This window comes from Calothrix sp. NIES-3974, from assembly GCF_002368395.1.
Classification (GTDB): Bacteria; Cyanobacteriota; Cyanobacteriia; order Cyanobacteriales; family Nostocaceae; genus NIES-3974.
The window spans coordinates 2,260,798-2,285,532 of sequence record NZ_AP018254.1 but is presented as its reverse complement, the minus strand read 5'-3'; the positions used below and the strand labels follow the sequence as shown (position 1 = coordinate 2,285,532).

Sequence of the window (24,735 nt, the reverse complement as noted above, 5' to 3'; positions counted from 1 at the left end):
TCAACTTTATTTATTTCTCTCTACACCGTTTGGTTTATTTATGCCTACCTACTTACTTTCAAGTCATGGTGAGAAATACATGTAAAAAATGTTCTCCGTTACCTATATCATTCGCGCTACCCGTAACACCAGACCCGGTTATTTTTAAGTTTTTTTGTTTACGTAGCTCCGGCGGCATTATACTTTATGATATCCGCGATTTGTCAAGATGTCAATTATCGGTTCTCAAAGTATGATGATTACGTTAAAAAATTGAGAATAGAATCATTAATATTGAGAATAACCCCGATTTTTTTGTCAATAAGCCGAAGCAGCGAGGTCTTGTAGAATTTTGCCTTTTTGCAGATTTAAAAAACTAATCAATCATCAGACAATGGGGAAGGAGCAACAGAAGATAGGATTTGAATTTATCCCTAACTAGGGCTTGCTGAAGCTTTTGAGGGTATTTTGTCGCACTTTTGCGACAAAATAGGTTATCAGGCTGAAAAATCCGGCATTTTTCACTTTTTGAGTCGGGAAAAAGTGGAATGGTGGGGTTAAAAATATTCCCTATTCCCCCTCAAAGACTTTTACCGCAAAACCTAAATATTTTAGGATTATCAACCATTTCCCCTGTTGCCCCTGTACCAAACTAAACCAGACTTGCGTCTGTATGATTAGCGATACTTTGTGCTAAACCAGGAATGATCTGCTGTACGTACTTTTTCGCAGAATTGCGTAGCTTGCCGTAGGTTCCTTTGACCACACCATTTTGCGCATTCTCAATTCTTTTATCGGTGACGACTAATAGGGCATCTGCCGCTTCCGAACTATTTTCGGTTAGATAGGCAACTGGATCTCCTGCTTGCAAACCCTGATTCCAAATCGGGTCTAATGCTGGTAGGGCTTCCGGCAACAGTCTTCCTAAAGCTCCGGCAACATAACCTGGTTTGACCCCATTCACAGCTGCATAACTAGCTTTTAAACCCATACCACCCAGTCCCGATTGGGAAGCAACTAATTCATCGATTAACTTCATGCAGTCATCCACAATCATCTGTTTTTTATTAGGGTCATTCAGAGCATCAGCAAGTCCCATTCAGAATCTCCTTATACATGAAAAAGCTTTGGTTCTACTTGAATTTATGCACCTCTGACATAGACACGCGTAGCGTGGCTAGTCTGGGGAAACGCCTTACAGGGTAAAGCCGTGACGCAGGAAGCAAACTGCGTAGGGAAGAAATCAGGCTTTGAGATTACTTCCTGATTATTATGGAGTAAATAGGCATTCCGTGCGTAAATCCTGTCTATACTAATTTGTACCCCATAACAAAAATAAACATAACACCTAAATCCAGCAAAAAGCTTGCCAGATTGGCTTTTTAAATTTTGTCAATTAGGATTTTGGTGGTAGTGCCATTTACACTTGAGTCTTGGTCAGATAGACTGCTGGTGCAATCAATTCAGCAATACCATACCATTTGATTTTGCTGATCCGCCATTCAGTATCAATACTGGATTTTGCCTACTCATTCTCTATGTAACAACAAATTTCCGGATAATTTTTCCATGTAGCAAATATCTCTTTATCTTTTGAGATGGGAGATTTTCAAACACAGAAGATTATGGCAAAGGGACAGAGAAACCTCTTGCTTCCCTGTGTCACCTGTGATTAAGTACTCCTTGCTTCCATTTCCCTGCCAGATGCGAACTATAACTGAAATCAATGAAAAAATACTGACTCAACGTGCAGTTGTTTTCACTGTTGAGGAGGTCAAAGCCCTCATAGATGAAATTGGGATCAAAAAAGTCACCCAACAGGTTGATGTGATTACTACGGGGACTTTTGAACCGATGGAGTCTAGTGGTGCAATTATTAACTTGGGGCATACAGACCCCCCGATTAAAATCCGCCGTGCTTGGTTTGATGGTGTACCAGCCTATTCTGGTTTTGGGGCAGTAGATTTATACTTAGGGGCGACGAGTGTCAGTGAAATTGCTGAAAATGAGGAGATATGGGGAAACGAAAATCCAACGAATATTATCCGTGGGGGTGGCCATATCATCGAGGATTTGATTGCTGGTAAACCGATCCAATTACGTGCCCAAGGACAAGTTACTGATTGTTATCCCCGTGCTAGTTTTGAAACAACTATTACTCGCGATACGATTAATCAGTTTTATTTATTCAATCCTCGTAATTTGTACCAAAATTTTATTGTTGGTGTTAACGGTGGAGAACGGACACTGTTTACCTATTTAGGAGCTTTGCAGCCTCGACTAGGAAATGCGGTTTATTCTAACCCAGGAGAGATTTCCCCTTTATTCAATGACCCTGATTTACAGTTAATTGGTATCGGTACAAGGATTTTTCTTGGTGGAGGAATTGGTTATATTAGTTGGGAAGGAACCCAGCATTTTCCCTTACAAAAACGCTTAGAGAATCGGACTCCAGTTGGTCCTGCGGCTACACTAGCCCTAATTGGTGATGCGAAAACAATGGATGCTCGCTGGGTGAGGGGTTGTTACTTTAAAAATTATGGTCCTTCCTTGATGTTAGGTGTTGGTATCGCTCTACCGGTTTTACATGAAGAAGTAGTGGTTAATTGCGCAGTCAGGGATCGAGAAATAGTTGCACCAATTGTTGATTTTTCCATTCCTCGTCGCGTTCGTCCGACCTTTGGGTTGGTGAGCTATGCTCAGTTGAAAACAGGTAAAATTACCATTGAAGGGAAAACTGTCCGGACTGCACCTTTGGCAAGTATATATTTATCGAGACAAGTAGCAATTGAATTAAAAAACTGGATTGTTGAGGGGAATTTTACTTTAACAGAACCAGTTGCTCCTATTTCCACTGAGCGAGTATTTTTACCCCAAGACCGTTGGACGGAAATATGATTATGAAGGGAGTGGGGATGAGGGAGTAGTGCTTTGTCCCATTAATTTTGAGGGGTCTGTAGTTGTGGCTTTAGCCACGAAAAGACTTTACGGAAAAGGCGCTCTTTGCGCTACTACGTGCCTTTTCTCATCTAAATTAATATGGGATAATAGGAAAATATATCCATTATTTCGATTTTGACACACCATCCCCATTCGGTGTTGCTGTATACAAACATGAATTGAAAATTTTGCCCTGTGTAGAGACGCGATATCTCACGTCTCTACAATCCCTATTTTCCAGCGACGGTTTCTTGTAGTAATTGATCTAATGCTTGCTGCATTGTTTGACATACTTGTAGATAGCAGGATTGAACATAATCTACATCATGGGATGCGTCATCACCGTACTTTTCAAAGATGATGGGGGGACAAACACGCAGATGAATTTGTACGGGTAGGGGAATGTTCGGTAAAGGTCCGATTGCGAGTCCCCAAGGTAAGCCTAGATATATGGGAAATGTACCGGGATCGATTCCGAGGAACCAAGGCATTCCCCAGCGATGAAGTTGACTTAAGTGAGGATATAAATCTGCTAGGATAATTAGGGTGTCGTGAGCGCCACGGGAAATAATGGGGATGATAGGAGTTTCTTCCCTGAGTGCTAATTTGATAAATCCTTTATTGCCAAAGAAACATATTTGATGGCGTAGGGAGTGGGGACGGAAGACATCCTGTACACCTCCAGGATAAATCAAGAGAGCTGCATTTTGCCGTAGGGCTTTGATGGCGATATGGGAATGTGCTTGGATTGTACCAACTTGGGTAGCTAACCGAGCAACTCCAGGAAATATCTGCCAAATTTTTGGTTCCATCAGTGCATAGGCTAAACGTTCTGTACCAAAACGACGAAACCAAGCATAGGTGGTCATGACTGCATCTGGTGCTGCTAATCCACCGTTATGGGAACCAATCATGAGTAATTTACCTGTCTGGGGGACATGTTCCCAGCCATCGGTGGTGACGCGAAAATAGTGATGATAAATCCAGTCAAAAAAGGGTAATAATTGTTCGATGACCCTGGGATTGCGATCGCTCAGTGAAAGTCCGGTAAGTGTGTCTTTGGGTGCAAATGTCGCTTGCCATAATAATTTGGCAAAGACTGGAGATGCATCTATTAGTTGCTGAAAATCTTGGCATTGTCGCAGAGTATTCATTTAAACTTTGTCCAGCTTGAAAATAGGGGGAGTTGGGAGTCGGAAAGAATCATAGTATTTGAAAAATGGTTGCGACGGATGGAAGGGTGAAAAGTCTATACAGCAAATACTTCACAATCCAAAATTCACAATGGTATCACATTGTGATTTCGGGAATGTAGAGACGTGATGTATCGCGTCTCTAACTATAATTATTTTGGATTTACGAATTTTCTTTTCCGAACCCTGTTGATTCCTCTCTGTTCTGTTTCCTACCCCAATTAAACCTGGATTCCTCACGAGTTGGTTGTAAGTCTTGAGTAACGGATTGATTTTTCTTCTACTCCCTACTCCCTATACAGACGACCCTAGCGAGGAAAATTCATTTCCAGTGGTGCTAATTGTTCTTGAATTGGCTTAATATCTGGATTAACGTTGAGAATTTGTTCTGCTGGAGAATCTTTTTTTCTCAACAATAATTGAATTTCTTGCTCAAACTTTTGTTTCCCCTGTTGAAAAAAATCATTTTCCTGGGGACGAAGGATAGGATTGATCACTTCTTGAGGATACTGGGCTTGTGCTGGTAATCCAAATAATAAAACGAAGAAGAGTGTTAAGTAAATCATAGGATTTTGGATTTTAGATTTTAGATTTTGGATTGACTTTGTAAGTAGTGGTTATACCGCAGTCTGAGGGGGATTTGTGAAATCTTACATATAGGGTCGTTAACGGTTGACAGTTAACAGTCACCAGTCAACGGCAGGCAATTTTTCACTATTTAAATCGAATTGCGATAGGATTTCACAAAAATTCCCCACTCCCTACTCCCTAAAAGTTTGAGGAATTTGTGAGAAATCCGGGCTTTCTCCTCTGAAATTTGAGCGAGTGAAATTTGAGCAAGAAAAGCTGCTACGAACCTAGGATAAATTCAAATTCTACCTTCAAAAACGCAAACCCACACCTGTTTGGAAACTCAAAGCATCCCCATTACTATTTTCGTAGGCATCAATAGCCCATTTCGCATCTCCATAGATGATGACATTTCGACTAACTTCAGATTCTGCACCTAACGTTACAACCGCAGCATCCCGATTACCTAACTGGGTATGTTGACCATTCGAGGTAATAAAGGAATAACCACCACCAACATACAAGTTAGTATTTTTCCCGACAGGTACATCATAAGTTACAGTTGGTACAATCGCCGTGGCATCACCACCAAACAAAACTGCACCCCTGACAGATACAGGTGTTTGCGGAATCACGAATCTCCCTTGAATATTGCCTCCAAAAACTTCGCCTTCGTCTCTAACTGTGTCGCGAGTTGTTCCAGCAGAGATACCAGCACCGATATAATTACCATCCATACCTGCTGGTTGTGCATGGGCGATACTAGTGCAAAGAAGAATGGATGTAGCGACTAGTGTGGAGGCTACGAAAACGTTAGTTCTCATACTCTTAACCTCTCTTGGGGAAAATCTATTTTCCCCAGGTTTATAGAAGTTTGATACAGTCGAAAAGTTCCCTATTTAGGCAAATAATTTTGGATTTTGAATTTTGGATTGTACCGATTCCAAAAATGTTGGCAACACATTCAGAACATGAGACGTAGTATTGCCACGTCTCAACCTTTCCGCAGACCCTAGATATGGCAATAAATTCATAGCTTCGATGACCATTAGCTTGGTTGGGGTCGGTGGGTTCCAAATATATCCTCCTCATGGGTTTGGGATGCTTCCATGTCACTCACATAACCACATTTTGCATCTGGAAAGGCATCACAATAGGCAACATAGGGTTTAATATCAAGTACGGGAGTTTGATCCAATAAATCAATTCCCTCCACCTCAATGGATAAATCCTCAATTTTGCGTAACCTCACCGCACTTAACCCAATGGGATTCGGACGGTGAGGAGCGCGAGTTGCTAAAGTTCCCCGACGGACACGGGGACCACGGGGAAGAATCACCGTCGGATTCCAACTAAAATTCAGGTGTAACCAGGTAATTAACCAAATATACTCAAACCCATCCAAATCCTTGAGAGCAAGGGTAGGAACTATGTCTGCAAATAATTCTACCCGTGCGATCGCGGGTTGGTAGGATGGAGGTGCATACCGTAATTGGGATTGTCGCGGGGTTCCATGTCGTTCCTTGTAGGGGGAATGGATCACCCCGATGGGACGTATCGTGATTTGTTCGGGAAAATTAACCGCTTGGATATAGTCTTTTGGTGGTAACTTCGGCATTATATTCAGGGGTAATTAATAATTCGTAATAGCCTGCGGCAACGCTTCGCGTACGTAATTTGTAATACCCGCTACGCGGGAAGCAAGCTACGTAGGGCTTGCTGAAAAATAGTTAGACTTTATATATGGTAAGCTGTTGAGGCTATTTTGGCTGAAAAAAAGTGCAAATACATGGGTATATCAAACTTCAAAATCTGGCATTTGTAATTTTTTTGGGTCTTTTGAAAAGCTTAAAACTATTCCCTGCAGAGACGCGACATGTCGCGTCTCTTCCTATTACCAAAAACGATAATTCAAGTATTAAAATCGACTTTTAAAACATCCTCTAAGGCAACTTGGTATTAATTACGAATTACGAATTAGTTCAATCACCGTGCTATCATGATAAATAGAAAATTACCGCATTCCCAAATTTCCAGGCGATGGTACAACTAGAATCAACCTCCCAGTCTGCGGTTATTTATCCAGACAGTGATGGTAAACCAATGGCAGACAATACAAAGCAATTTCGCTGGATTGTGGTGATTCAGCAAAATTTAGAGTGGTTGTTTGCAGATAACCCTAATGTATTCGTCGCTGGTGATTTGTTGTGGTATCCGGTCGAGGGTGACAATAAAACACGGGTAGCTCCCGATGTCATGGTCATATTCGGTCGTCCCAAGGGTGATCGGGGTTCCTATAAGCAGTGGGAAGAAGAAAACATCCCACCCCAAGTTGTATTTGAAATCCTGTCACCGGGAAATACGAAAGCAGAGATGAATCGCAAACTTTTGTTTTATGACCGGTTTGGGGTAGAGGAGTATTATGTCTACGACCCCGATAGTAACGAGTTTGATGGATGGCTGCGTCGAGAAGGATTTCTGGATCTCATTGAGTCCATAGGTGGTTGGATTAGTCCTCGTATGCAGATAAAATTTGATTTGTCAACAGACGAATTGAAAATCTTCCGTCCTGATGGAGAACGCTTTTTGAGTTATGTAGAAATTGCTCAACGAGCAGAAGAGGAACGTCAACGGGCAGAAGAGGAACGTCAACGGGCAGAAGAGGAACGTCAACGAGCAGAGAACGCGGAAGCGAAGGCGAATCGTCTAGCAGCAAGGTTGCGGGAGATGGGTATCGATCCAGAGGAGGTTTAACTCAAAGTTAACACCGTTAACACCATGCATGTAGATTTTACCCATTTTTTCAATTGCTCGACTACGTTCATGTTAGCAGAAGACTAAAAATCCTATTTTCAAAATATCGGTCTGTAGAAATGGAGCTTTCCTTCAAGAAAAAAGAAGAAGTTGCTAACCTCGTGACGGTTTCAACGGTTGTATACTCCCTCTTACTAGGTAAGGTTTTCAAACAGTCTTGAGGAAAGAGTTTAATTTATATGTTGCACCTTTACGTGTACATACGTTGACTTTCCAAATAGACACGATATAGCTACAGTACCCTTGTTTGCTTTTTATACTAAAATGCTACTTTCAGCTTTACACTGAGTATTTTATTTTCATCAATTTTTCTTGGTGCAAGTTAAGAGTTAATATCTTAAACCGACAGGAAGAGTTTACCACAAATATACAAATAGTTCAATTATTTACCTTCAGGACTAGATTTTTTACCCAGCAAGGATTTCAGAAATATTTAATACATGCGCAGGAGTAAGTTTAAGTTCTATAGGGAAAAGCTACCCAGCATCATTATCACTCATCCTAGTAGTCTGAATCGCCAAGCTACTTCGCCAAAATACGCATTCTTTCTGAAAGCTAGACATATTCATCGCCAACTTCAGTAAATCAGCTTCAGGTAGTGAAGACTTACAGTAAAAGGGGTATTGGGGATAACGAGAAGTGTAGTCGTAAAAAACAGCAAAGCGATCGCGCTGGAGAGGAATTCGACCGCGATGGAAAATTTTTCCCGTATCTGCAATTATCACCGTACCTGCGACACCTGTACAGGTTTTGTAATTTGATGGTGAAATAAATGTTTGCATCCTCTGATTGCGAATGTAATCGTACTTGTAATGCAAACTTCTAGACAACTCCACACTCAAATCCACAGGAATGTACTCAAAAGGTCCACTCTCTTCATCTACATCATTTAGATAAATGATGATTTTAAACATACGTCTATCTTCCCGGTCGATATGCCAACAGCGAGACTTTCTTTCCACCGAATTATTTAAATCACGACGAAAATAAGCACCGTGATAAGCTACTGGTAAACCTAAGTAGTTTTCCACTAACTTCAGTAACTGCACTTCCAACCCCCACATAAAAATCGAGGGATGATTCATGATTTGCTCATTGGTAGCATGAATCACGTATTCACTGCTATTATCTGGAATGACTTGGGCTATCTCTGGTATTATTTGTTGTGCATCACTCAACATTTTTTCGGAGGAAGGGATTCCTAGTGCATCTAAAGAAGTGACAAAAACTCCCTCTGTTCGCAATGTTTGAATTATCGGATAGTCGTTAACAGAAATATCTGGCAATTAAGGTTTATGGCTCTCAAGAGCTTGATAGTAGGAAATATCAGCAGATTCCCTCATAAATGACATCATATAAAAGTTTTTTAAAAACTGATTTTTGACCTGTTGAACGAATTTAGGCATATCCCATGCATTTAATTAAGAAAATTATTACCTAGGTATTTAAGTACAAGCACGATATCTAGTGTAAGTCTTCGTATTACTTTTATTCACAGATTCATCAAGTCTTTACTAAAAAAACATGATTAACTTGGAACTTATCTTGAACTATCAATCTGCTTGTTGACAAACAGCAGTTACTTCATTTTCGTAACATTAAATATTGTCAATATATTGATTATTTAAAGTAACACTTTCTCGAAAAATATGTATAATTTTAAGCCTGTGAGGATAAATAATTATTCCATTTAACGTAAGTCTCGAACAATAGAAATGGCTCAGAACCAGGATTAATCAATTAATTGACTTAATTCAGGCAGATACCATACAAAAATCAATGCAATAACTTACACATTTAATGTAATGAATTGTAGTCATGAATACAAATAAAAAGTATCAAAAAAGAATTTAGTTTATATAAGTTTGATTAAAGTTAATAACTTATATGCGCAAAATATTTTTTTAATTTTATTAACTTGACAAAATTCAACAGCTAAACATCATTGAGATACGGATAAACAATAAACGAAAATTTTAAAATATTATATTAATAACACTAAATATTTTCCCGTAACTTGAATTTGTGATGAATACATCCAAGTAACTCGATGTCAAAAAACAAGGTATCTCCGAAGCGATTAGAAGGCAGCGAAAGGAAGCAATCTCAGGGCTTTGAATGTTGTGTATAATCTTCGAGAGTTCTTTGCAGATAGTCAAATTTCCGGTAACTGCATCTTTGTGTTTTGAAATTTCTGTCCACCATCACCATAACTATCTGAATTCATTCAAGATTCACCGGACTTTTTCGGCGAGGTATACTTCCTCACAAAATTGAGCCAGCGTCGCCAATTTGCTCGTACAACCTTCCAGTAGGTAATCATATGGAGGCTAATACAAGCCAGAAACGTATAGGCAAGCCAAAAGTGTAAACTACGTCCTATCTCCACCATTGCTCGATTTTCCGGGAAGATATCGGGGAGAAGAATCCCAAAAAACTTGACATTATTGGCTCGAAAAGAATTGGAAAGCAGAAAACCAGTAATCGGTACTGCCCACATAAATAGATATAAACTAGTGTGGAGGGCAAAAATTCGCCACCAAGCCAAGGATAGTTTTGGGGCTCGTTTAGTATACTTGCGCCACCAAACCCTGAGCAGGGTGAGAATTCGCCAAGTTAATAAGGCCATTGTCAGTACACCGATGGACTTGTGAAAGTCGTATAATTCACTGCGCAAAAATTGTCCACGCTGTAAACGAGCCATGAATAAACCCGTAGAAAAGAGAATTAAATAGCAGCCAGCCATCCACCAGTGGACTCGCATTAATTCCTGAAATGCTGAATTCAGCCGGGGTTTTTTGGTTTCTTTGGGAATTGATTGGGATTTACTCATGATAATTGGGGAGGAGAGTAGAACTTTAGGGGATATTGCTTGGATGCTGGTGCATCATCGGACTTACACACTTGTTACTCAGCAATCCAGGTTGTGAGATGGTTCGTCTGCAACAAGTCACCTATGGGTTTGTCTTACGTGGCTATGACGTAAGTAGATAGGTTGGGTATGAGTCCCGTCTTCAAAGTCAATTACCCTTAATAATATTTTACACTCCATAATTCGTAGTCCGTTTTGTAGTGTTTTGGCTACGAATAATTCTATTTGCATTTGTATCGATGGAATTTTGATGAAATTTTGCTCAGGGAAAACCGGAAAATAATTTATCTAGTACAGGTTGGTGGAAATATGCAGACTATATAATATCTAGTGATTATGGGGAGCATGGGAGCCAGGGAAATGGTAGGGGAATTTACGCCGTGCGGTACTAGTGCTTTTTTGTATCTTACCTTGACAGGCAGGATGGCTGTTCCACAGAAATTCTAAGGAATAAGAAAGCGGGTGATGCCGCTTTCTACCGCAACGATTGCCAGTTATTTTTCCTAGGCTTTTTTTAGTTTATCTTGGATTTAGCCGTGACTCTACCTATCCCAGGGATGGTTTTGATGGTTATAAAGGAGGCAAACTAGAGGGTAAACCCGCAGCAATCAGGGAATTATCTCTGGGAGATAAGGGTTCTAAAATGGAATTAGCTGTTACACCTAAACCACTTGCGGATGGGTGTTCAGGGGAGAAAATTTGTACTGCGGTGGCCAGGGTGTTTTTCAAAATACCGAGAATACCAGAGTTGCTGGAACGGACAACTGCGTCGTGATTTTCTTGGGTGACGGTTATTTGGCTGGGGTCAGCAAAAATAATTTTATCATCACTGGTAAAGCCGTAGATGGTGGCAATTCCGGCTCCATCGAGGAGAGAAAAACTATTTACGCCATGACCGACATGGACATCGTAGGTATTATGGCTACCGAATAAACAAATATGATTGTTGCCGTTGCCTGTGTTAATGAAATAATAGCCACCAGAACCGGAAGTTTCAATTATGTCATCTCCCGACCCTGTATAAATACGGTTATGACGACCGGAGACGTTGATAAAATTATGACCGTCTCCAGCATTAATAAAGTTTTGTCCTTCGTGGTTAATTTTGAGAGTACCACCATCACTCAGGAAACGATTGACAAAAATCCGATCATCTCCAGAACCGGTGTGGATTGTATTTTGAGTACCAAAGACGGTCATGGCGTTATTTCCATGTCCCGCATTGACGATATTGGTGGCATTCTCGTTGATGATAATTAATGAATCTCCGGAATTAACGATATTGAGGTTAATGGTGTCATCCCCATCACCGGATGAAATTTGGTTATCATGACCAAATGCATTGATCACGTTGTTTCCAGAACCAGCGAAAATCCGATTGATACCGATGTCGCTGACGTGAATTGAACCGTTATCGGCAATGTAGCGATTGACGAAAATTCGGTCATCTCCGGAACCTGTGTAGATTTCATTCACCAGACCAAACACGGTCATGGCGTTATTTCCTTCACCTAAATAAACGGTATTTTCGGCAAATTCAAACTTTTCAATTGCGTTTCCACCCGCATCGGCGATATTGATATTGAGGATATCTGCACCGTTCCCGGTTTCAATCCGATTTTTGTGGCCAAAGACATTAATGAAATTATTCCCTTCACCAGTACCAACATAGTTATCACCGAGATAACACACCTTGATTCCGCCATTTCCGTAAACCAGACGGTTAATGAAAATGCGGTCATCTCCGGAACCTGTATATACAGAATTTTTATCGCCAAACAGGGTCATACCGTTATTGCCATCACCAGCGTAGACTTGATTTTCGGCATGTGCAGAAATTACGACAGAACCGTCTGGAGCAAAATAATAATTGAGATTAATCAGGTCGTCTCCCGAACCAGTAAAAACAACACTGCTACCACCGAAGTCTTCGATTTCATTATCTCCTTCGCCAGCGTAAATCGTGTCGTGTCCCGTACCTGTGATAATAATATCATTACCATTGCCGGTAAACACCGTATTATTACCAGCATCATCACGAACACCAATGGAGATAGTTTCACGATTGGGATTTGGGTCGGGATTTACGCCGAAAAAATCGATGCCAGCCAGAACAATGTTATCTCCTTGACCACCATAGACGATATTATCCCCACCCAGGGCTGTTAACAAATTATTCTCCTCATCACCGAATAAAACCGCATTATTCGTACTTGCGGATATACGTCGGTAACTTGCTCCACGATATGTAACTCTCATGGGAAAAAATGCTCCTATTCTGATTGTTGGCAAGCTCTAGTACGATTATGACGACAAGCCTAGTAGCTTAAAATACTGCAAATACACAATATTACTGAGATATTCTAGCCTGGATCCAGTAGTCTTTGCTTTTGATTCATGAAGCTTTTAAGTTCTGATGAGAGAATTTTCATGTTGATAGTCAATGTGTTTTGAAATACATTAATTTCCAAAACCTAGTGGAGACCTACCACTGCTAGGTCTCTACATATGATTGAAATGAATTGACTACCTGTGGTGTCACGTCGATTGATGGCAAATACCGATAAAATAATGAGAGATTCATTTGCAAGCAAATATCCAAAGGCAATCAATATTCGTGCAGATCACATTTTTAGGGACAAGCTCAGGAGTACCAACGCGATCGCGTAATGTTTCGAGTGTGGCATTACGTTTACCCCAAAGGGCTGAATTATGGCTATTTGATTGTGGAGAAGCCACCCAGCACCAAATTATTCGCAGCGATATAAAAATTAGCAATTTGTCCCGAATTTTTATCACCCATATGCACGGAGACCATATTTTTGGTCTGATGGGACTGTTGGCCACCTGTGGATTGGCTGGCAATGTTAATCAGGTGGATATTTATGGACCTTCTGGTTTAAAAGAATATTTACAGGCCTGTTGTCGCTATTCCTTTACCAATTTTTCCTATTCCGTTAAAGTTCATACAGTCAAACCTGGTATTATCTACGAGGATAATGAGTTTATCGTCAGTTGCGAACAACTACACCACCGGGTTACGGCTTTTGGTTATCGAGTCGCCGAAAAAGACCGTGCTGGTCGATTTGATATCGAAAAAGCTCAGGAATTGGGAATTCCCCCCGGAAGAATCTATGGACAACTCAAACGGGGAGAGGTCGTCACCCTTGCAGATGGACGGGTAATTGATGGACGGGAATTAACTGGTCCAGTGGAAATTGGGCGGAAGTTAGCCTATTGTACTGATACAATTTACTGTGATGGCGCAGTTAAGTTGGCGGAGGATGCGGATGTGTTGATCCATGAAGCAACCTTTGCCCATCAAGATGCAGAAATGGCTTTTCAGCGCTTACATTCAACCACCACAATGGCTGCACAAACAGCTTTAGCCGCAGGTGTACGTCAGTTGATTATGACCCATTTTAGCCCCCGTTATGCTCCGGGAAATCCGATTGAATTGAAGGATTTACTCAAGGAAGCTCAAGCAATTTTTCCGAATACCTGTATGGCTAGTGATTTGATGAATTACGAAATTCCCCGTCGTCGTGATTTAGATTTAGTACCTGACCACCGCAAAAATGTTGGGTCGAGGTAAGTAGAGACGACCCGATGGGTCGTCTCTACTTGGCAAAGGTTGTAGGGTGTAGCATTTGGTGCAAATTATGGGTGAAGGGGTAAAAGTAATTTTAGATACTGACCCTGGTGGGGATGATATTTTAGCACTGCTGTGGCTAACCAGTTTAATTCGTCAAGGATATGGGGAATTAGTTGCAGTGACGACGGTACAGGGGAATGTGAGTGCGGAGTCTACCTTTCGGAATGCTAGTCAGGTTTTGGGGGTGGTGGGGCTGGAAAATATACCTGTGGCGAGGGGAGTAGCTCGTAATTGTGCGGAGATTCCCTGTGCCGACTATATTCACGGACAGGATGGGATGGGGGGATTGTCGCAAAAATTACCACCTGCTTGCCATGATTTTATGACTGCACCGACTGCAGATCGGTTGTTGATTGAGGCTTTGAATCGGCAACCGGGAGAGATAACTATTATTGCGATCGCGCCTTTAACTAATTTAGCAGCTGCGGAACAACAGCAACCAGGTATCCTCAAGGCAGCGAAGGAGATTATTATTATGGGAGGGGCGTTTGCTGTGCCGGGAAATGTCAGTACCCATGGGGAGTTTAATATTGCCTATGATAGTGAAGCTGCTGCGACGGTATTAAATAGCCGTGATGATATTGTGATTTTACCATTGGATATTACCCATAAGTTGATTTTTTCTCCGACAATGTTGGTGGGAATTGATGGGGATAGGGGGAATAATTTTTTAGGGGGATTTATCGATGATTTAAGTCGATTTATGAGTGCAACTACTTTATTTTATCGCGAAAGTGGAGGAAAACCAGGATTTTTAGTGCATGATGCGGCAACGATTGCCTATTTATTTTATCCAGAAACTTTGACTTGGCAACGTGCGAAGGTGGAAGTGGAAACCCAAGGAAAATTTACTAAGGGTAAAACTTTTTTTGATAATCGACATATTCCCAAATCTTCTGCAAATGCTTGGGTTGCAGTTGATGTGGATGTTGATAATTTGTTGGCAAGTTTAATTGCGGATCTGCGCTATTTGCTGAGGTGATAGGTGAAGCTAGTATACTACGTTAAACCCACTATCAGTGAAGCTATTTATATTCAGGGTGGGTTGGGTATAGGTGCAGCAATTAACATGTAGTAATATAATTTATCGTTTGCTATGTCATTGAGTAGTAAATTTATTGTGGAACACGCAAAAAATGGCGTTGCATCATCAAGGGATAATTTTCATCTATGGGCAGAAATGTTTCTTGATTTCACAAGATGCAAACTTAATTATCATCCCGCAACCATGCAAAGCCAAAACAATTATATGCAGCTTCATCTCAAAGGGAGCATCCCAAATATGTAAAAATATATTTTGTCATTGCACTTCTTCGCGTAGCGGCTTCTTGCAAAGTGGCAATTGCAAAATCTATCACTCAGAATCACGTGATTTCGATGAGTTATGAAGCCTGAAACTCTTGTCCAGTATCATTCATAGAAAATAGAAGTTTCTAAAAACCTCCGAGTATGATGTTGAGAATAAAATCATGAAACCTGAAATCAGTCATTTATTGAGTTTGTTCTCAACTAATGGATGAGGTTACTTTAAACCTTAACTTTCAAAATCATTGATTTACAGGGGTGGTAGCGTTTATAATCTGTCGAATTCCCGTCAGAATCAGTCCAGCGATTGCTGAAGTTTATACTTCCAAAATAATGCTCATATTTTTCTGTTACCGAGCAATAAAAGCTGGGATGCACCCCATCTAAAATTGGTATCATCCTGTCTCGTGTATTCTTTTACTAGAAATACTAAGACCTATGGCGTTTTCAATAACAAGTTAATGAATAGAACAAGATTTTTCCAATCATCCTTAGTTAAGGGATTAGTTATATTTATTTTCCTACTATTATTAACGGCTTGTATAATTGCCTTCACTTACCAATATTTAGGTGTCAACTATGCGGGGATAATCCTGGGATTAATCCTATTTATTACCGGATTTATTTTATGGTATAGACAGCAAACAACAGCATCATCACCAAATGTATCTACCTCTGCTATGGCAATGAATAATTTTGGACATAACTTCGATAGTCATGCAAACTTCGACAATTATCAATTACCAATTTCACCCCCCATACCGGAAATACAACATATAGTTATCCGCAATCAACCAGTTAAAATTAGCGTTGATATTACCCAAATATTAGAAAGTTTACGTGATGTGTTGCAGCAAACTATTACCCAAGCAACAAATCCGGTGATTGCAATTCAGGAATTCGCTCAAGACCTCCAAACCCAACTATCTCAAAATCCCGAATTAAAATTATATTTGTGTGTAGATGGTGATTGCCATGAACCGGAATTAGTTAACCAAATTCTCAAACTGTTACTAATTCCCCCAGTGTACCCGTTCCAAAAACTAGATCAACATGGCAATATTGTCAAAATTGAATATCTAGAAGATGATAAATGCGTTCCCGACCACTGTATTATCCTGTATAAAGGGTATCGCATTAATCTCCACCAAAATCAAAATAAAGCTTGGGCTATTCGGATTCAAAGACCAGATTTATCCTTTTTGGAATTGCGACGGATACGCAAATACAGAAAAAAAGCTAATGCGATCGCAGTCGCTCAAAAACATATCCGTGCAGATATATTTAGGGAATGGCAACAAGCTATGAAAATAATCTAAATTTCCAGGTTGACTCAAAAGTCTCTGTTTGCCATATAATCTATGGGTGTGGCAAATCAACAAAGTTCATAGACCGAAATTTCTAAAGTTCAAAATCTTGGAAGTTTCATCTTCACCATGTCCCGACTGGAAGTAATCAGTTTTAAGTAAGCTAGGAGCAAGACCCGAAAGGTATTCCCTTCCCTGACCTAAAACCACTACTTTTCATCAGGACAGGTCTTCAAGAAAAGTTCGCAGCGATGATGAGGGGAATCTAAAATGCATCTTGTTTCGCGAAAGTGGATTCACTCCAACTTCAGCGTACAAGTGTATTCAAAAAAGATTGATTTGTAACAGCAAAAATTTGATATCTCACTTCCCGAAATGGGAATACTGAGTTTGTCATGAGTTTCCCTATGGTTAAAATGCCAAAACCACTCACACTTCCAGTGAAAACTTTCCTATCTTTCTGGATGCTAGTGTTGACACCGATATTAGCAACTGGTTTAGTATCTATTCTTTGCCAATCCTCCAAAGTAAATGCTAGTTTACCAAAGGTACAGGTTCATCTGCGTCATCTGCAAATTTTGACGAAGTTACAGCAAGATATTTATCCAGAACAGGGAGGACTAATCAATTCCGTTCCCCCAATCAAAAAAGTAGATTCCCGTGATTACGCAGAAAGCAACTTTTCTAAGATTTCTGCACGAGCTACCAAGGAGGTTGTGCTTCGTCATGGTATCACAAAACCAGAACGTCGTCGTCACCCTTCTTCCCTCAGAAATTTAGTCGGTAGAGCTTTGATTTTGTCCCAATCGCCTCAAATTCATTCCCATCAAGTAAAAGCGAATCATTGCTCAGTTAACACCCCCAGGAATCGTAATTTCCTCGAACTCAGGTTGCGAGCAAATATTCCTCCTAATTGTACAACTAATACGTCTTTTCTGGATTAAAAAAAACCGTATATTTACGGTTGCTAAACCAAACAAATCCGGAATTGGGGTGCTGATGGCTGTTGTTTTCTCTAGAGATAAGAAAACGATGGGAGAAAACGCTAATGCCGGAAGTTGTACGTAACTATGATATTATTTGCTTTGGTGATGAGGTACCTGGAATTCTCACCCTGGTGACTGCCGCACGGGAATTTTACCGACGTACAAACCGTTACCCTCATAGTTTAGTCATGTTTAAGGGTAATTCCTTGTTAGGAGTGGGTGGACACCTGGTACGTGGTGGTTTAGCTTATATTGACCGTTCGGTTGTTCCTCGTCAAGTTCGTGATGCACATGGCTTGGGTATATACGGACAATCAGCCCAGATTTATGAAGAATTTTTAAATCGCGCTCAGGTTGCACAGATAGCATTAGATGCAAGGAAAGGGGATCAAGTCTTGCGGGAAATGTTGCGGGAAGTGGGTGCAGATATTCTCAGCAATGTGGAAATTAAGAGTGTGATTAAGCAGGGGAAAGCAATTGCGGGGATTGCCTTGCATCGTGGTGAAACTTATATGGGTCAATATTTTATCGATGCAACGGTGAATGCGGAGCTTGCACAATTTAGCGGTGTGGAGAAACAGAAAGGATTTGCGACCTTTGGTTTACCCAATTCGGAACTGTCGGTGACGTTAACCTTTGAGACGGAAGGTATATCCGTATCCCAACTCAAAGATGTGGAAATGAATTACATGCGTCGGTTTGCCGATATTAACGACAGGGAAGCGCAAAAATGGATTCAGATTGCAGCAGGGGGAAATGGGGACAAAGCACAGATGTTGCGGGAACCGTTTGTGAAAAACCGCGATAACTTAGGAAATTTGGCTATGTACGCAGGTCGGGATTATATTGACGTGCGTAGCGATGCTTTATCAATAGCTTATCACGCTTTTCGCGATCGCGTATTGGATTTGCGGGTAAGTAAAGCGATTTTAGACCGGGGGAATATCGCAGTGTTTGCGGATGGGAGAATGTCCTGGAATGCGTTGTTATTTGATGTGAATGCAGACCAAGCGGAAAATCTCGCACGGAATAAGGCTTTACCGACTCCAGAGATGAACCATGAATTCCACCAATATATCGTTCCCTGGTTTCAGAGTTTAGGTGCAACCCGTGTCACCCCTGCACCCGAATTATACATCCGTCGAGCCGGAAATATTGTCGGGGTAAATGACCCCCTCACGGGAGTGGAAATGCTACAAGGAGGTGTCCCCGCATCGGAAGCTATTGGTACATTTGGCTACCACTTTGATATCCGGGGAGGAATTGCTGGTTTAGGGGATAGAGCAGCTGAAAAAGGTTTAGAAAAAGTAATTTTCATGAAACTACCTGCACCCCTATTCAATGTCGGTATCCAACACACCCTACTCAAAGATGTGCCGAATTTATCAGTAATTAGTCCCGCATCCGGATTTGAAGGATACGCCAGTTCCGCCGGACGAATCGTGGAATTTAATGCCTTCGTTGGTCAGGGAGTGGGAGTTGCGATCGCCCTTTCCATGTTAAACAATGTGAATTTGAATACTATTTCTAATCGTCAAGTCCGTGATTTCCTCGCCCAACGGGGTTTACTATCAGCCATCTACGGACAACCCTACGGAGTTAACGACGCGATCGCCCAAATAGATTCTTTTGAAACAGGTTTAGCAGCTTAATTGTCCCAAGGAGCAAATTTGGCACTTTTATACAGTTAAATTCGTCACATTTACTCCCTTGGTGGGTTATTTTAGGTAATCACCAGTAGGTTATTATGATTCCATTTTGGAGAAATATGAATATGAAGCCAGGATTTATGGTAAAAACAATATTAACTTCCCTAGGTTTGATGGCAGTATTTACACCCTTAAGTGCTTCTGCGCAAATCATTCCCCAACCTTGGGTTTCCGTCGGCAGCAAAGATGGTGATGTGACTTACTCAGTAGGTGCGCGGGCATTAGACATTGGTGCAGAATTAGGAGTCGGACCCAATGGTGCTACAGGTGTGGATGTACTCAAATTTCTCTCCCTACCCTATGTTTCCCCCTATGTGGGATTAGGTTACTATTCTGACGATAAGGGTGTTGCCGTGTCTGGAGGTGTACAACTTCGAGCTACCCAAAATTTATTTGTCGGTGGTGGCTATAATTCTGTACGCGGATTTAATGGACAATTGGGTATTCGTTTTTAGGTATTGCTGAAGACAAATACGCATTGGAAATTTTCGGGTGTTTAAAGACGTAGCAATGCTACGTCTCTACAACGCTGCTTTGGGTTTTAATCCCAAATCGAAAATCCTATTAGGCTTGTTCCCAAAGTTGACGAACCTTTCCCGGAAGCCATGTGGAAATTTCCTGTACGCGTTCAGGAGAAAGTTCATCTTTGGTTGCTGAAAAAACAGCCTGTACAGCTTGTTCCCGGTCGATGGTTGCAGGTAATCCCCCCTCATTGGCAACCCGAAATAGGAAACGATCCGCATCTATTTTAAAGATACCAGGACCTTGCCAAGGTGGACGTACCCGACTCAAAAACCCGACAATGGGATTAGTATCGTTCCAGAGTTCGGAAATTTCTATCTGCAAAGCTTTTTCATTGGTTGACATTATTTCCCCGGTTAGTTCTGCTTCCACCCGGTCTGCGGTTTCAGTAGTCATTAAATCCCGCATCACTCGGAACACGACCTCAGTAAAATCCCTTGCATCATAGGGGTCAGCAAATCCCCCCTTGACGATTACCTTTTCCAAAAAAGAGCGATGTTGATCGGCGATCGCAATCCGTGGATCTTCGATCACTGTTGGGTCGATTTCGGGAGTATTCATCTTTGATGTTGGGTTTGTCATAGTATGTGGATCACCCTTAGTTTCTTTAACTGTGCTTAGTCACTAAGGTCGCACAAAGGATCAATACTTAGCACCTTTCATCAGTCAAGTCGATATTGGGTCTAAAGAGGTATATGAAGATGATCCGAATCGAGTCAAAAGTGATAAATTGGGAAGAATCCACCGTTTAAAAATCCAAAATCGAATAATCCAAAATCCAAAATCCAATGACCCCAGTAAACGCTGTCCTCCCCCCCCATATTTTACTTGACCCATTATTACAGGATTGGTTACGAGAAGATATTGGACGAGGCGATCGCACTACCCAATCTCTGTTATCTATTCATCAAACCGATGGACAAGCGGAATGGATCGTAAAATCACCAGGGGTAATCGCAGGTTTACCCATTGCGGGGAGGGTATTTCAACTGTTAAATTCCCAAGTTAGTTTTATCACTTTTGCCGGGGAAGGGGAATTTTGTCAAAAAGGTCAAGTGATTGCGAGGATGCACGGTTCCTTGGATACTCTGCTGATGGGGGAACGGGTGGCTTTAAATATTGCTATGCGTCTAAGTGGAATTGCTACCCTCACTCGTCAATATGTGGAAAAAATCACCGATTTGCCGACCAAATTTGTTGATACCCGCAAAACCACCCCAGGATTACGGATTTTGGAAAAATACGCTACCCAGCTTGGAGGTGCGATTAATCACCGCATGGGACTAGATGATGCGGTGATGATTAAGGATAATCATATTGCCGCAGTCGGGGGAATCGGAGAAGCTATTACTAGGGTGCGATCGCGTATTCCCTATACTATGACCATTGAAGTGGAAACCGAAAATTTAGACCAAGTGCAGCAAGCGATTCAGTACAATGCAGATATCATCATGCTGGACAATATGTCTACTGAAACCATGCGCAAAGCAGTACAAATGATTCGCGCTAGTCAGAAAAATATCAAAATTGAAGCATCAGGTAATATTAATCTGGAAACAATTCGTACCGTCGCAGAAACCGGAGTTGATTATATTTCCAGTAGCGCTCCCATTACCCAGTCTAAATGGCTGGATTTAAGTATGAATATTATACAGTAATTCTAATTTAATACAGCAAGCACTGCAAGAATTACTGAAGAATCGCACTTGTTTGGTAATTGCTCACCGCCTTTCCACTATCCAAAATGCCGATATGATCGTGGTGGTGGAGCAGGGGAGAATTGTGGAAACGGGAACTCACGTAGAATTAATTGCTCTGGGTGGTAGGTATGCTTATTTACATAGTATGCAGTTTCCACAGGTTTTGGGTAATTTGTAATACCCGCTACGCGGGAAGCTAGCTAAGTAATAGCCTGCGGCAACGCTGCGCGTACGTAATTTGTAATACCCGCTACGCGGGAAGCTAGCTACGTAATAGCCTACGGCAAGACACTACGCGTCTACGTAATTTTTTTAGTTTGCTCAAACTTTGACACCGATGGCTATGCGTACACCCCAAAAAATTAATAACATCAAAATCGCAAACCAATCTCTGATTTTTAAGTGAAAATCATGCCATTGGACACGGTGTTCATTGGGACTAGTAAATCCTCGCACTACCATTGCATTGGCCATTTGTTCTGCACGTAGGAGTAAATTATCTAATAATCTTTCGGCGACAATTAACCATACTTTTAATCCCCCTTTGATGCCTAATTTTTTCCAATTTATGGCCCTGGTCATCACTGATTGAATCAGATTTTGCACTTCTTCTAGCACTAAAGGAATAAATCTTAAGGAAAGGGTTAATGTTAAAGCAATTTCTGTAACTGGTAATTTAAAGCGTCGCAACGGTTGCATGAAATCCTCAATTGCAGCTGTGATCGATTCTGGTGCTGTTGTTAATAAGTATAAATTAGTACTGTAAATAATTGTAAACAGCAGTGTACTCAAACTCACAGCTAAATCCAGCGATCGCCGAGTAACTCGAACTAAACCCTTATTGACTAGAACATACCGATAATTCTGGGCTGCTTTGACTGGTGGGGGAAGGGAAGGTGTGGTGGGTGGGGGAGTGGATGGAATAGTCGGTGGTGCAAGGCTGACACTTTCATTGATGGGGCGACGGGGTTGGTAGTTGACACCTAGACCATCGGGGGTTAGGGCTGCAATAATAAATACAAAAAAACACAGTATTAATAACCAACCCATTTGTTGTCGCCAAACCCGTCGGGGAATCCAAGCAAAAATGGTGACAAGAATTAGAATCGCAACCAGGGATATACGCCACAAATTGCTGGCAAAGACGTAGGTTGTGAGGAAACTCATCAACCACAATAATTTTACCCGTGGATCGAGCTTATGGAGCCAGGTTTGGGGCTGTTCCAAGTATAGTCCTAAAGGAAGCGATCGCAATAAATCCATTTATCGATGGGAAGTAGCAAAATACAAATATATCTTACACGCGAGTAGCTCGGTTAATGGTAGCTCCTTCCACTTCCCTAACTTTCTTACTGCGCCACAACAAACGAATTGGTGTACCTTTAAATCCTAATTGCTGACGAAATTGACGTTCGATATAGCGACGGTAATTATCGCTAAACCGCTTGGCATCGTTGACAAATAAGGCAATGGTTGGTGGTGCGATCGCGACTTGGGTTCCGTAGTAAATTTTACCTTGCTTACCACTGCGACTGACGGGAGCGGAATGCCAACTAATGGCTTCTTCCAGGACTTCGTTAATCACAGAGGTGCTAACGCGACGTTTGTGTTCTTGAGCTGCTTGGACGACAAATTCGAGGATTTTTTCGACCCTCTGTCCTGTCACTGCACTCACAAATACGGTTTCTGACCACTCGGTAAAATGTAAACGTTGTTGGAGGACTTTTTGGTAATCGTACACCGTGTAGGAGTCTTTTTCCACCGCGTCCCACTTATTGACAACGACAACACAAGCCTTTCCTTCATCAATAATCCGTCCAGCCAACTTTTGATCCTGTTCGGTGACACCATCAAGGGCATCAATTACCAGTAATACCACATCGGCTCGACGAATGGCTTTGAAAGCGCGATTAATACTAAAAAATTCCGTACCATAATCGATATGTTTCTTTTTGCGAATTCCGGCTGTATCAATTAAGCGAAAAGTTTGGCCATCTCGCTCAATGAAAGTATCAATTGCATCACGGGTTGTTCCGGAAATGGGACTAACAATGGCTCGGTTTTCACCCACAAAGGTATTTAATAAGCTGGATTTACCGACATTAGGACGGCCAACAATTGCCACTCGAATCTCGTTACTTTCCGGCATATCTACCACCAAGGGAATATGTTCAACCAAAGCGTCTAGTAGTTCCCCAGTTCCGCTACCATGAATTGCCGAAATCGGGTACGGTTGACCTAAACCCAAAGACCAAAACTCAGCCGCTTGAGCTAAACCCTGTTCCGGGGATTCGCACTTATTCACAGCCACTAACACAGGTACTTTTTGATGGCGTAAAAACTCAGCAATTTCCTCATCCGCCGAAATTAAACCAGTGCGTCCATCCACCACAAAAATAGCCGCACAAGCTTCACTTAAAGCCGCGATCGCCTGTTCCCGGATATGGGGTAAAAACTCGCTATCATCATTAAACACCAAGCCCCCCGTATCCACCACCAAAAAATCGCGATCGCGCCAATAAGATGGTAAGTAAGTGCGATCGCGTGTCACCCCTGGTTCATCGTAGACAATCGCTGTTTGTTCCCCAGCTAAACGATTTACCAGGGTTGATTTACCCACATTTGGGCGACCAATAATAGCAACAATAGGTAATTTCATCTTTTCTGTCCTAATTAGTTATATTTGCAATCTTGAAATTTTGGATTTTGCGGAAAGTTGGGGAACAGAAGTTACCGGGAAGATTTTCTGCTGACAAAGTTCTACGGGGGGTATCCCCCGCAGACTTTGCGCTTTCCGGTAAACTTCGGGGGAGACTTATTCTTCCACCAAACTTTCCAGGACGGATTTTAGATAACCCTTACGGGTATGTGTAGGCGAAAGCTATGTCGTTAGGCTAGGGTTGTCGTGGAATCTGTCTCATTTTTCAAATTGGTATGTATAGGTTGTTTCAACAGTCGTTTTTAATACTTGGCTTCTCGTTTTTTGGAAATCGGGAATAGGCAGTTTGAATTAAGTTGAGGATGGATTTGGGCTATAGGGAAATAAAAAGTGTAGCGTATCCACTTCAAATCCTTACCTGGGTTTCTCATAAGTGAGTGGTAACGCTTGAGTCAGGGACTAATTTTCCTACTAGTTCCCATTCCCCATTCCCTACTCCCTACTCCCTGACCCAATAATATAGA

At 41.5% G+C, this 24,735-nt stretch carries 21 protein-coding genes; 10 read left to right on the top strand and 11 right to left on the bottom strand.

The window, feature by feature from the left end:
* Positions 1 to 631 precede the first annotated feature (631 nt).
* Positions 632 to 1,078 carry a DUF6918 family protein gene (locus tag CDC37_RS08985; RefSeq protein WP_096621452.1) on the bottom strand — a complete coding sequence of 149 codons (447 nt, stop codon included), beginning with the start codon at positions 1,076 to 1,078 and terminating at the stop codon, positions 632 to 634.
* Between the two features lie 605 nt (positions 1,079 to 1,683).
* Between CDC37_RS08985 and CDC37_RS08980 the strand changes: the two genes are divergently transcribed.
* The gene (locus tag CDC37_RS08980; RefSeq protein WP_096621451.1) at positions 1,684 to 2,877 is read left to right on the top strand and encodes a homocysteine biosynthesis protein; all 1,194 of its coding nucleotides are present in this window, start codon (positions 1,684 to 1,686) and stop codon (positions 2,875 to 2,877) included.
* Between the two features lie 272 nt (positions 2,878 to 3,149).
* On the opposite strand, the gene CDC37_RS08975 is transcribed toward CDC37_RS08980, so the two are convergent.
* The 4 genes from CDC37_RS08975 to tsaA all read right to left on the bottom strand — a co-directional run bounded on the left by CDC37_RS08975 (position 3,150) and on the right by tsaA (position 6,300).
* Positions 3,150 to 4,073, bottom strand: coding sequence for a 1-acyl-sn-glycerol-3-phosphate acyltransferase (locus CDC37_RS08975; protein WP_096621450.1), 924 nt, complete (start codon positions 4,071 to 4,073; stop codon positions 3,150 to 3,152).
* 347 nt (positions 4,074 to 4,420) lie between these two features.
* On the bottom strand, positions 4,421 to 4,678 hold the full coding sequence (locus CDC37_RS08970; RefSeq protein ID WP_096621449.1) for a hypothetical protein: 258 nt from the start codon (positions 4,676 to 4,678) through the stop codon (positions 4,421 to 4,423).
* Positions 4,679 to 4,993: 315 nt separating this feature from the next.
* Complete coding sequence (locus CDC37_RS08965; RefSeq protein ID WP_096621448.1) at positions 4,994 to 5,506, bottom strand: outer membrane beta-barrel protein; 513 nt, start codon at positions 5,504 to 5,506, stop codon at positions 4,994 to 4,996.
* A gap of 224 nt (positions 5,507 to 5,730) precedes the next feature.
* Entirely contained in the window at positions 5,731 to 6,300 is a 570-nt protein-coding gene (gene tsaA, locus CDC37_RS08960) for a tRNA (N6-threonylcarbamoyladenosine(37)-N6)-methyltransferase TrmO (protein ID WP_096621447.1), read from the bottom strand.
* Between the two features lie 422 nt (positions 6,301 to 6,722).
* Here tsaA and CDC37_RS08955 point away from each other — a divergent pair, with 422 nt between their 5' ends.
* A complete protein-coding gene (locus CDC37_RS08955; RefSeq protein ID WP_096621446.1) occupies positions 6,723 to 7,436 on the top strand; it encodes a Uma2 family endonuclease in 714 nt (237 codons plus the stop codon).
* Positions 7,437 to 7,972: 536 nt separating this feature from the next.
* Here CDC37_RS08955 and CDC37_RS08950 read toward each other — a convergent pair.
* The 3 genes from CDC37_RS08950 to CDC37_RS08940 all read right to left on the bottom strand — a co-directional run bounded on the left by CDC37_RS08950 (position 7,973) and on the right by CDC37_RS08940 (position 12,627).
* Positions 7,973 to 8,782 carry a 2OG-Fe(II) oxygenase gene (locus tag CDC37_RS08950; RefSeq protein WP_231943340.1) on the bottom strand — a complete coding sequence of 270 codons (810 nt, stop codon included), beginning with the start codon at positions 8,780 to 8,782 and terminating at the stop codon, positions 7,973 to 7,975.
* A 941-nt stretch (positions 8,783 to 9,723) separates the two neighbouring features.
* On the bottom strand, positions 9,724 to 10,329 hold the full coding sequence (locus CDC37_RS08945; RefSeq protein ID WP_096621445.1) for a cytochrome b: 606 nt from the start codon (positions 10,327 to 10,329) through the stop codon (positions 9,724 to 9,726).
* A 609-nt stretch (positions 10,330 to 10,938) separates the two neighbouring features.
* Entirely contained in the window at positions 10,939 to 12,627 is a 1,689-nt protein-coding gene (locus CDC37_RS08940; RefSeq protein ID WP_096621444.1) for a calcium-binding protein, read from the bottom strand.
* Positions 12,628 to 12,985: 358 nt separating this feature from the next.
* Here CDC37_RS08940 and CDC37_RS08935 point away from each other — a divergent pair, with 358 nt between their 5' ends.
* The 6 genes from CDC37_RS08935 to CDC37_RS08910 all read left to right on the top strand — a co-directional run bounded on the left by CDC37_RS08935 (position 12,986) and on the right by CDC37_RS08910 (position 19,785).
* A complete protein-coding gene (locus CDC37_RS08935; RefSeq protein ID WP_096621443.1) occupies positions 12,986 to 13,963 on the top strand; it encodes a ribonuclease Z in 978 nt (325 codons plus the stop codon).
* 58 nt (positions 13,964 to 14,021) lie between these two features.
* A complete protein-coding gene (locus CDC37_RS08930) occupies positions 14,022 to 15,005 on the top strand; it encodes a nucleoside hydrolase (RefSeq protein ID WP_231943434.1) in 984 nt (327 codons plus the stop codon).
* A gap of 784 nt (positions 15,006 to 15,789) precedes the next feature.
* Positions 15,790 to 16,647: a hypothetical protein gene (locus CDC37_RS08925; RefSeq protein WP_096621441.1), complete on the top strand. Its 858-nt coding sequence runs from the start codon at positions 15,790 to 15,792 to the stop codon at positions 16,645 to 16,647.
* A 395-nt stretch (positions 16,648 to 17,042) separates the two neighbouring features.
* Entirely contained in the window at positions 17,043 to 17,579 is a 537-nt protein-coding gene (locus tag CDC37_RS08920; RefSeq protein ID WP_231943338.1) for a hypothetical protein, read from the top strand.
* Between the two features lie 104 nt (positions 17,580 to 17,683).
* Positions 17,684 to 19,273: an FAD-dependent oxidoreductase gene (locus CDC37_RS08915; protein ID WP_096621439.1), complete on the top strand. Its 1,590-nt coding sequence runs from the start codon at positions 17,684 to 17,686 to the stop codon at positions 19,271 to 19,273.
* Positions 19,274 to 19,395: 122 nt separating this feature from the next.
* On the top strand, positions 19,396 to 19,785 hold the full coding sequence (locus CDC37_RS08910) for a hypothetical protein (protein WP_096621438.1): 390 nt from the start codon (positions 19,396 to 19,398) through the stop codon (positions 19,783 to 19,785).
* Between the two features lie 109 nt (positions 19,786 to 19,894).
* On the opposite strand, the gene CDC37_RS08905 is transcribed toward CDC37_RS08910, so the two are convergent.
* Positions 19,895 to 20,413, bottom strand: coding sequence for a DUF2267 domain-containing protein (locus tag CDC37_RS08905; RefSeq protein ID WP_442861070.1), 519 nt, complete (start codon positions 20,411 to 20,413; stop codon positions 19,895 to 19,897).
* Between the two features lie 227 nt (positions 20,414 to 20,640).
* On the opposite strand from CDC37_RS08905, the gene nadC reads away from it, so the two are divergent.
* Both nadC and CDC37_RS08895 read left to right on the top strand, forming a co-directional pair.
* On the top strand, positions 20,641 to 21,510 hold the full coding sequence (gene nadC / locus CDC37_RS08900) for a carboxylating nicotinate-nucleotide diphosphorylase (protein ID WP_096621436.1): 870 nt from the start codon (positions 20,641 to 20,643) through the stop codon (positions 21,508 to 21,510).
* Between the two features lie 52 nt (positions 21,511 to 21,562).
* Positions 21,563 to 21,730: a hypothetical protein gene (locus CDC37_RS08895; protein WP_330220838.1), complete on the top strand. Its 168-nt coding sequence runs from the start codon at positions 21,563 to 21,565 to the stop codon at positions 21,728 to 21,730.
* A 143-nt stretch (positions 21,731 to 21,873) separates the two neighbouring features.
* Here the strand turns inward: CDC37_RS08895 and CDC37_RS08890 are convergent, their stop codons facing one another.
* On the bottom strand, positions 21,874 to 22,815 hold the full coding sequence (locus CDC37_RS08890; protein WP_096621434.1) for an energy-coupling factor transporter transmembrane component T family protein: 942 nt from the start codon (positions 22,813 to 22,815) through the stop codon (positions 21,874 to 21,876).
* 34 nt (positions 22,816 to 22,849) lie between these two features.
* Positions 22,850 to 24,211 carry a ribosome biogenesis GTPase Der gene (der, locus tag CDC37_RS08885; RefSeq protein WP_096621433.1) on the bottom strand — a complete coding sequence of 454 codons (1,362 nt, stop codon included), beginning with the start codon at positions 24,209 to 24,211 and terminating at the stop codon, positions 22,850 to 22,852.
* Between the last annotated feature and the right edge of the window lie 524 nt (positions 24,212 to 24,735).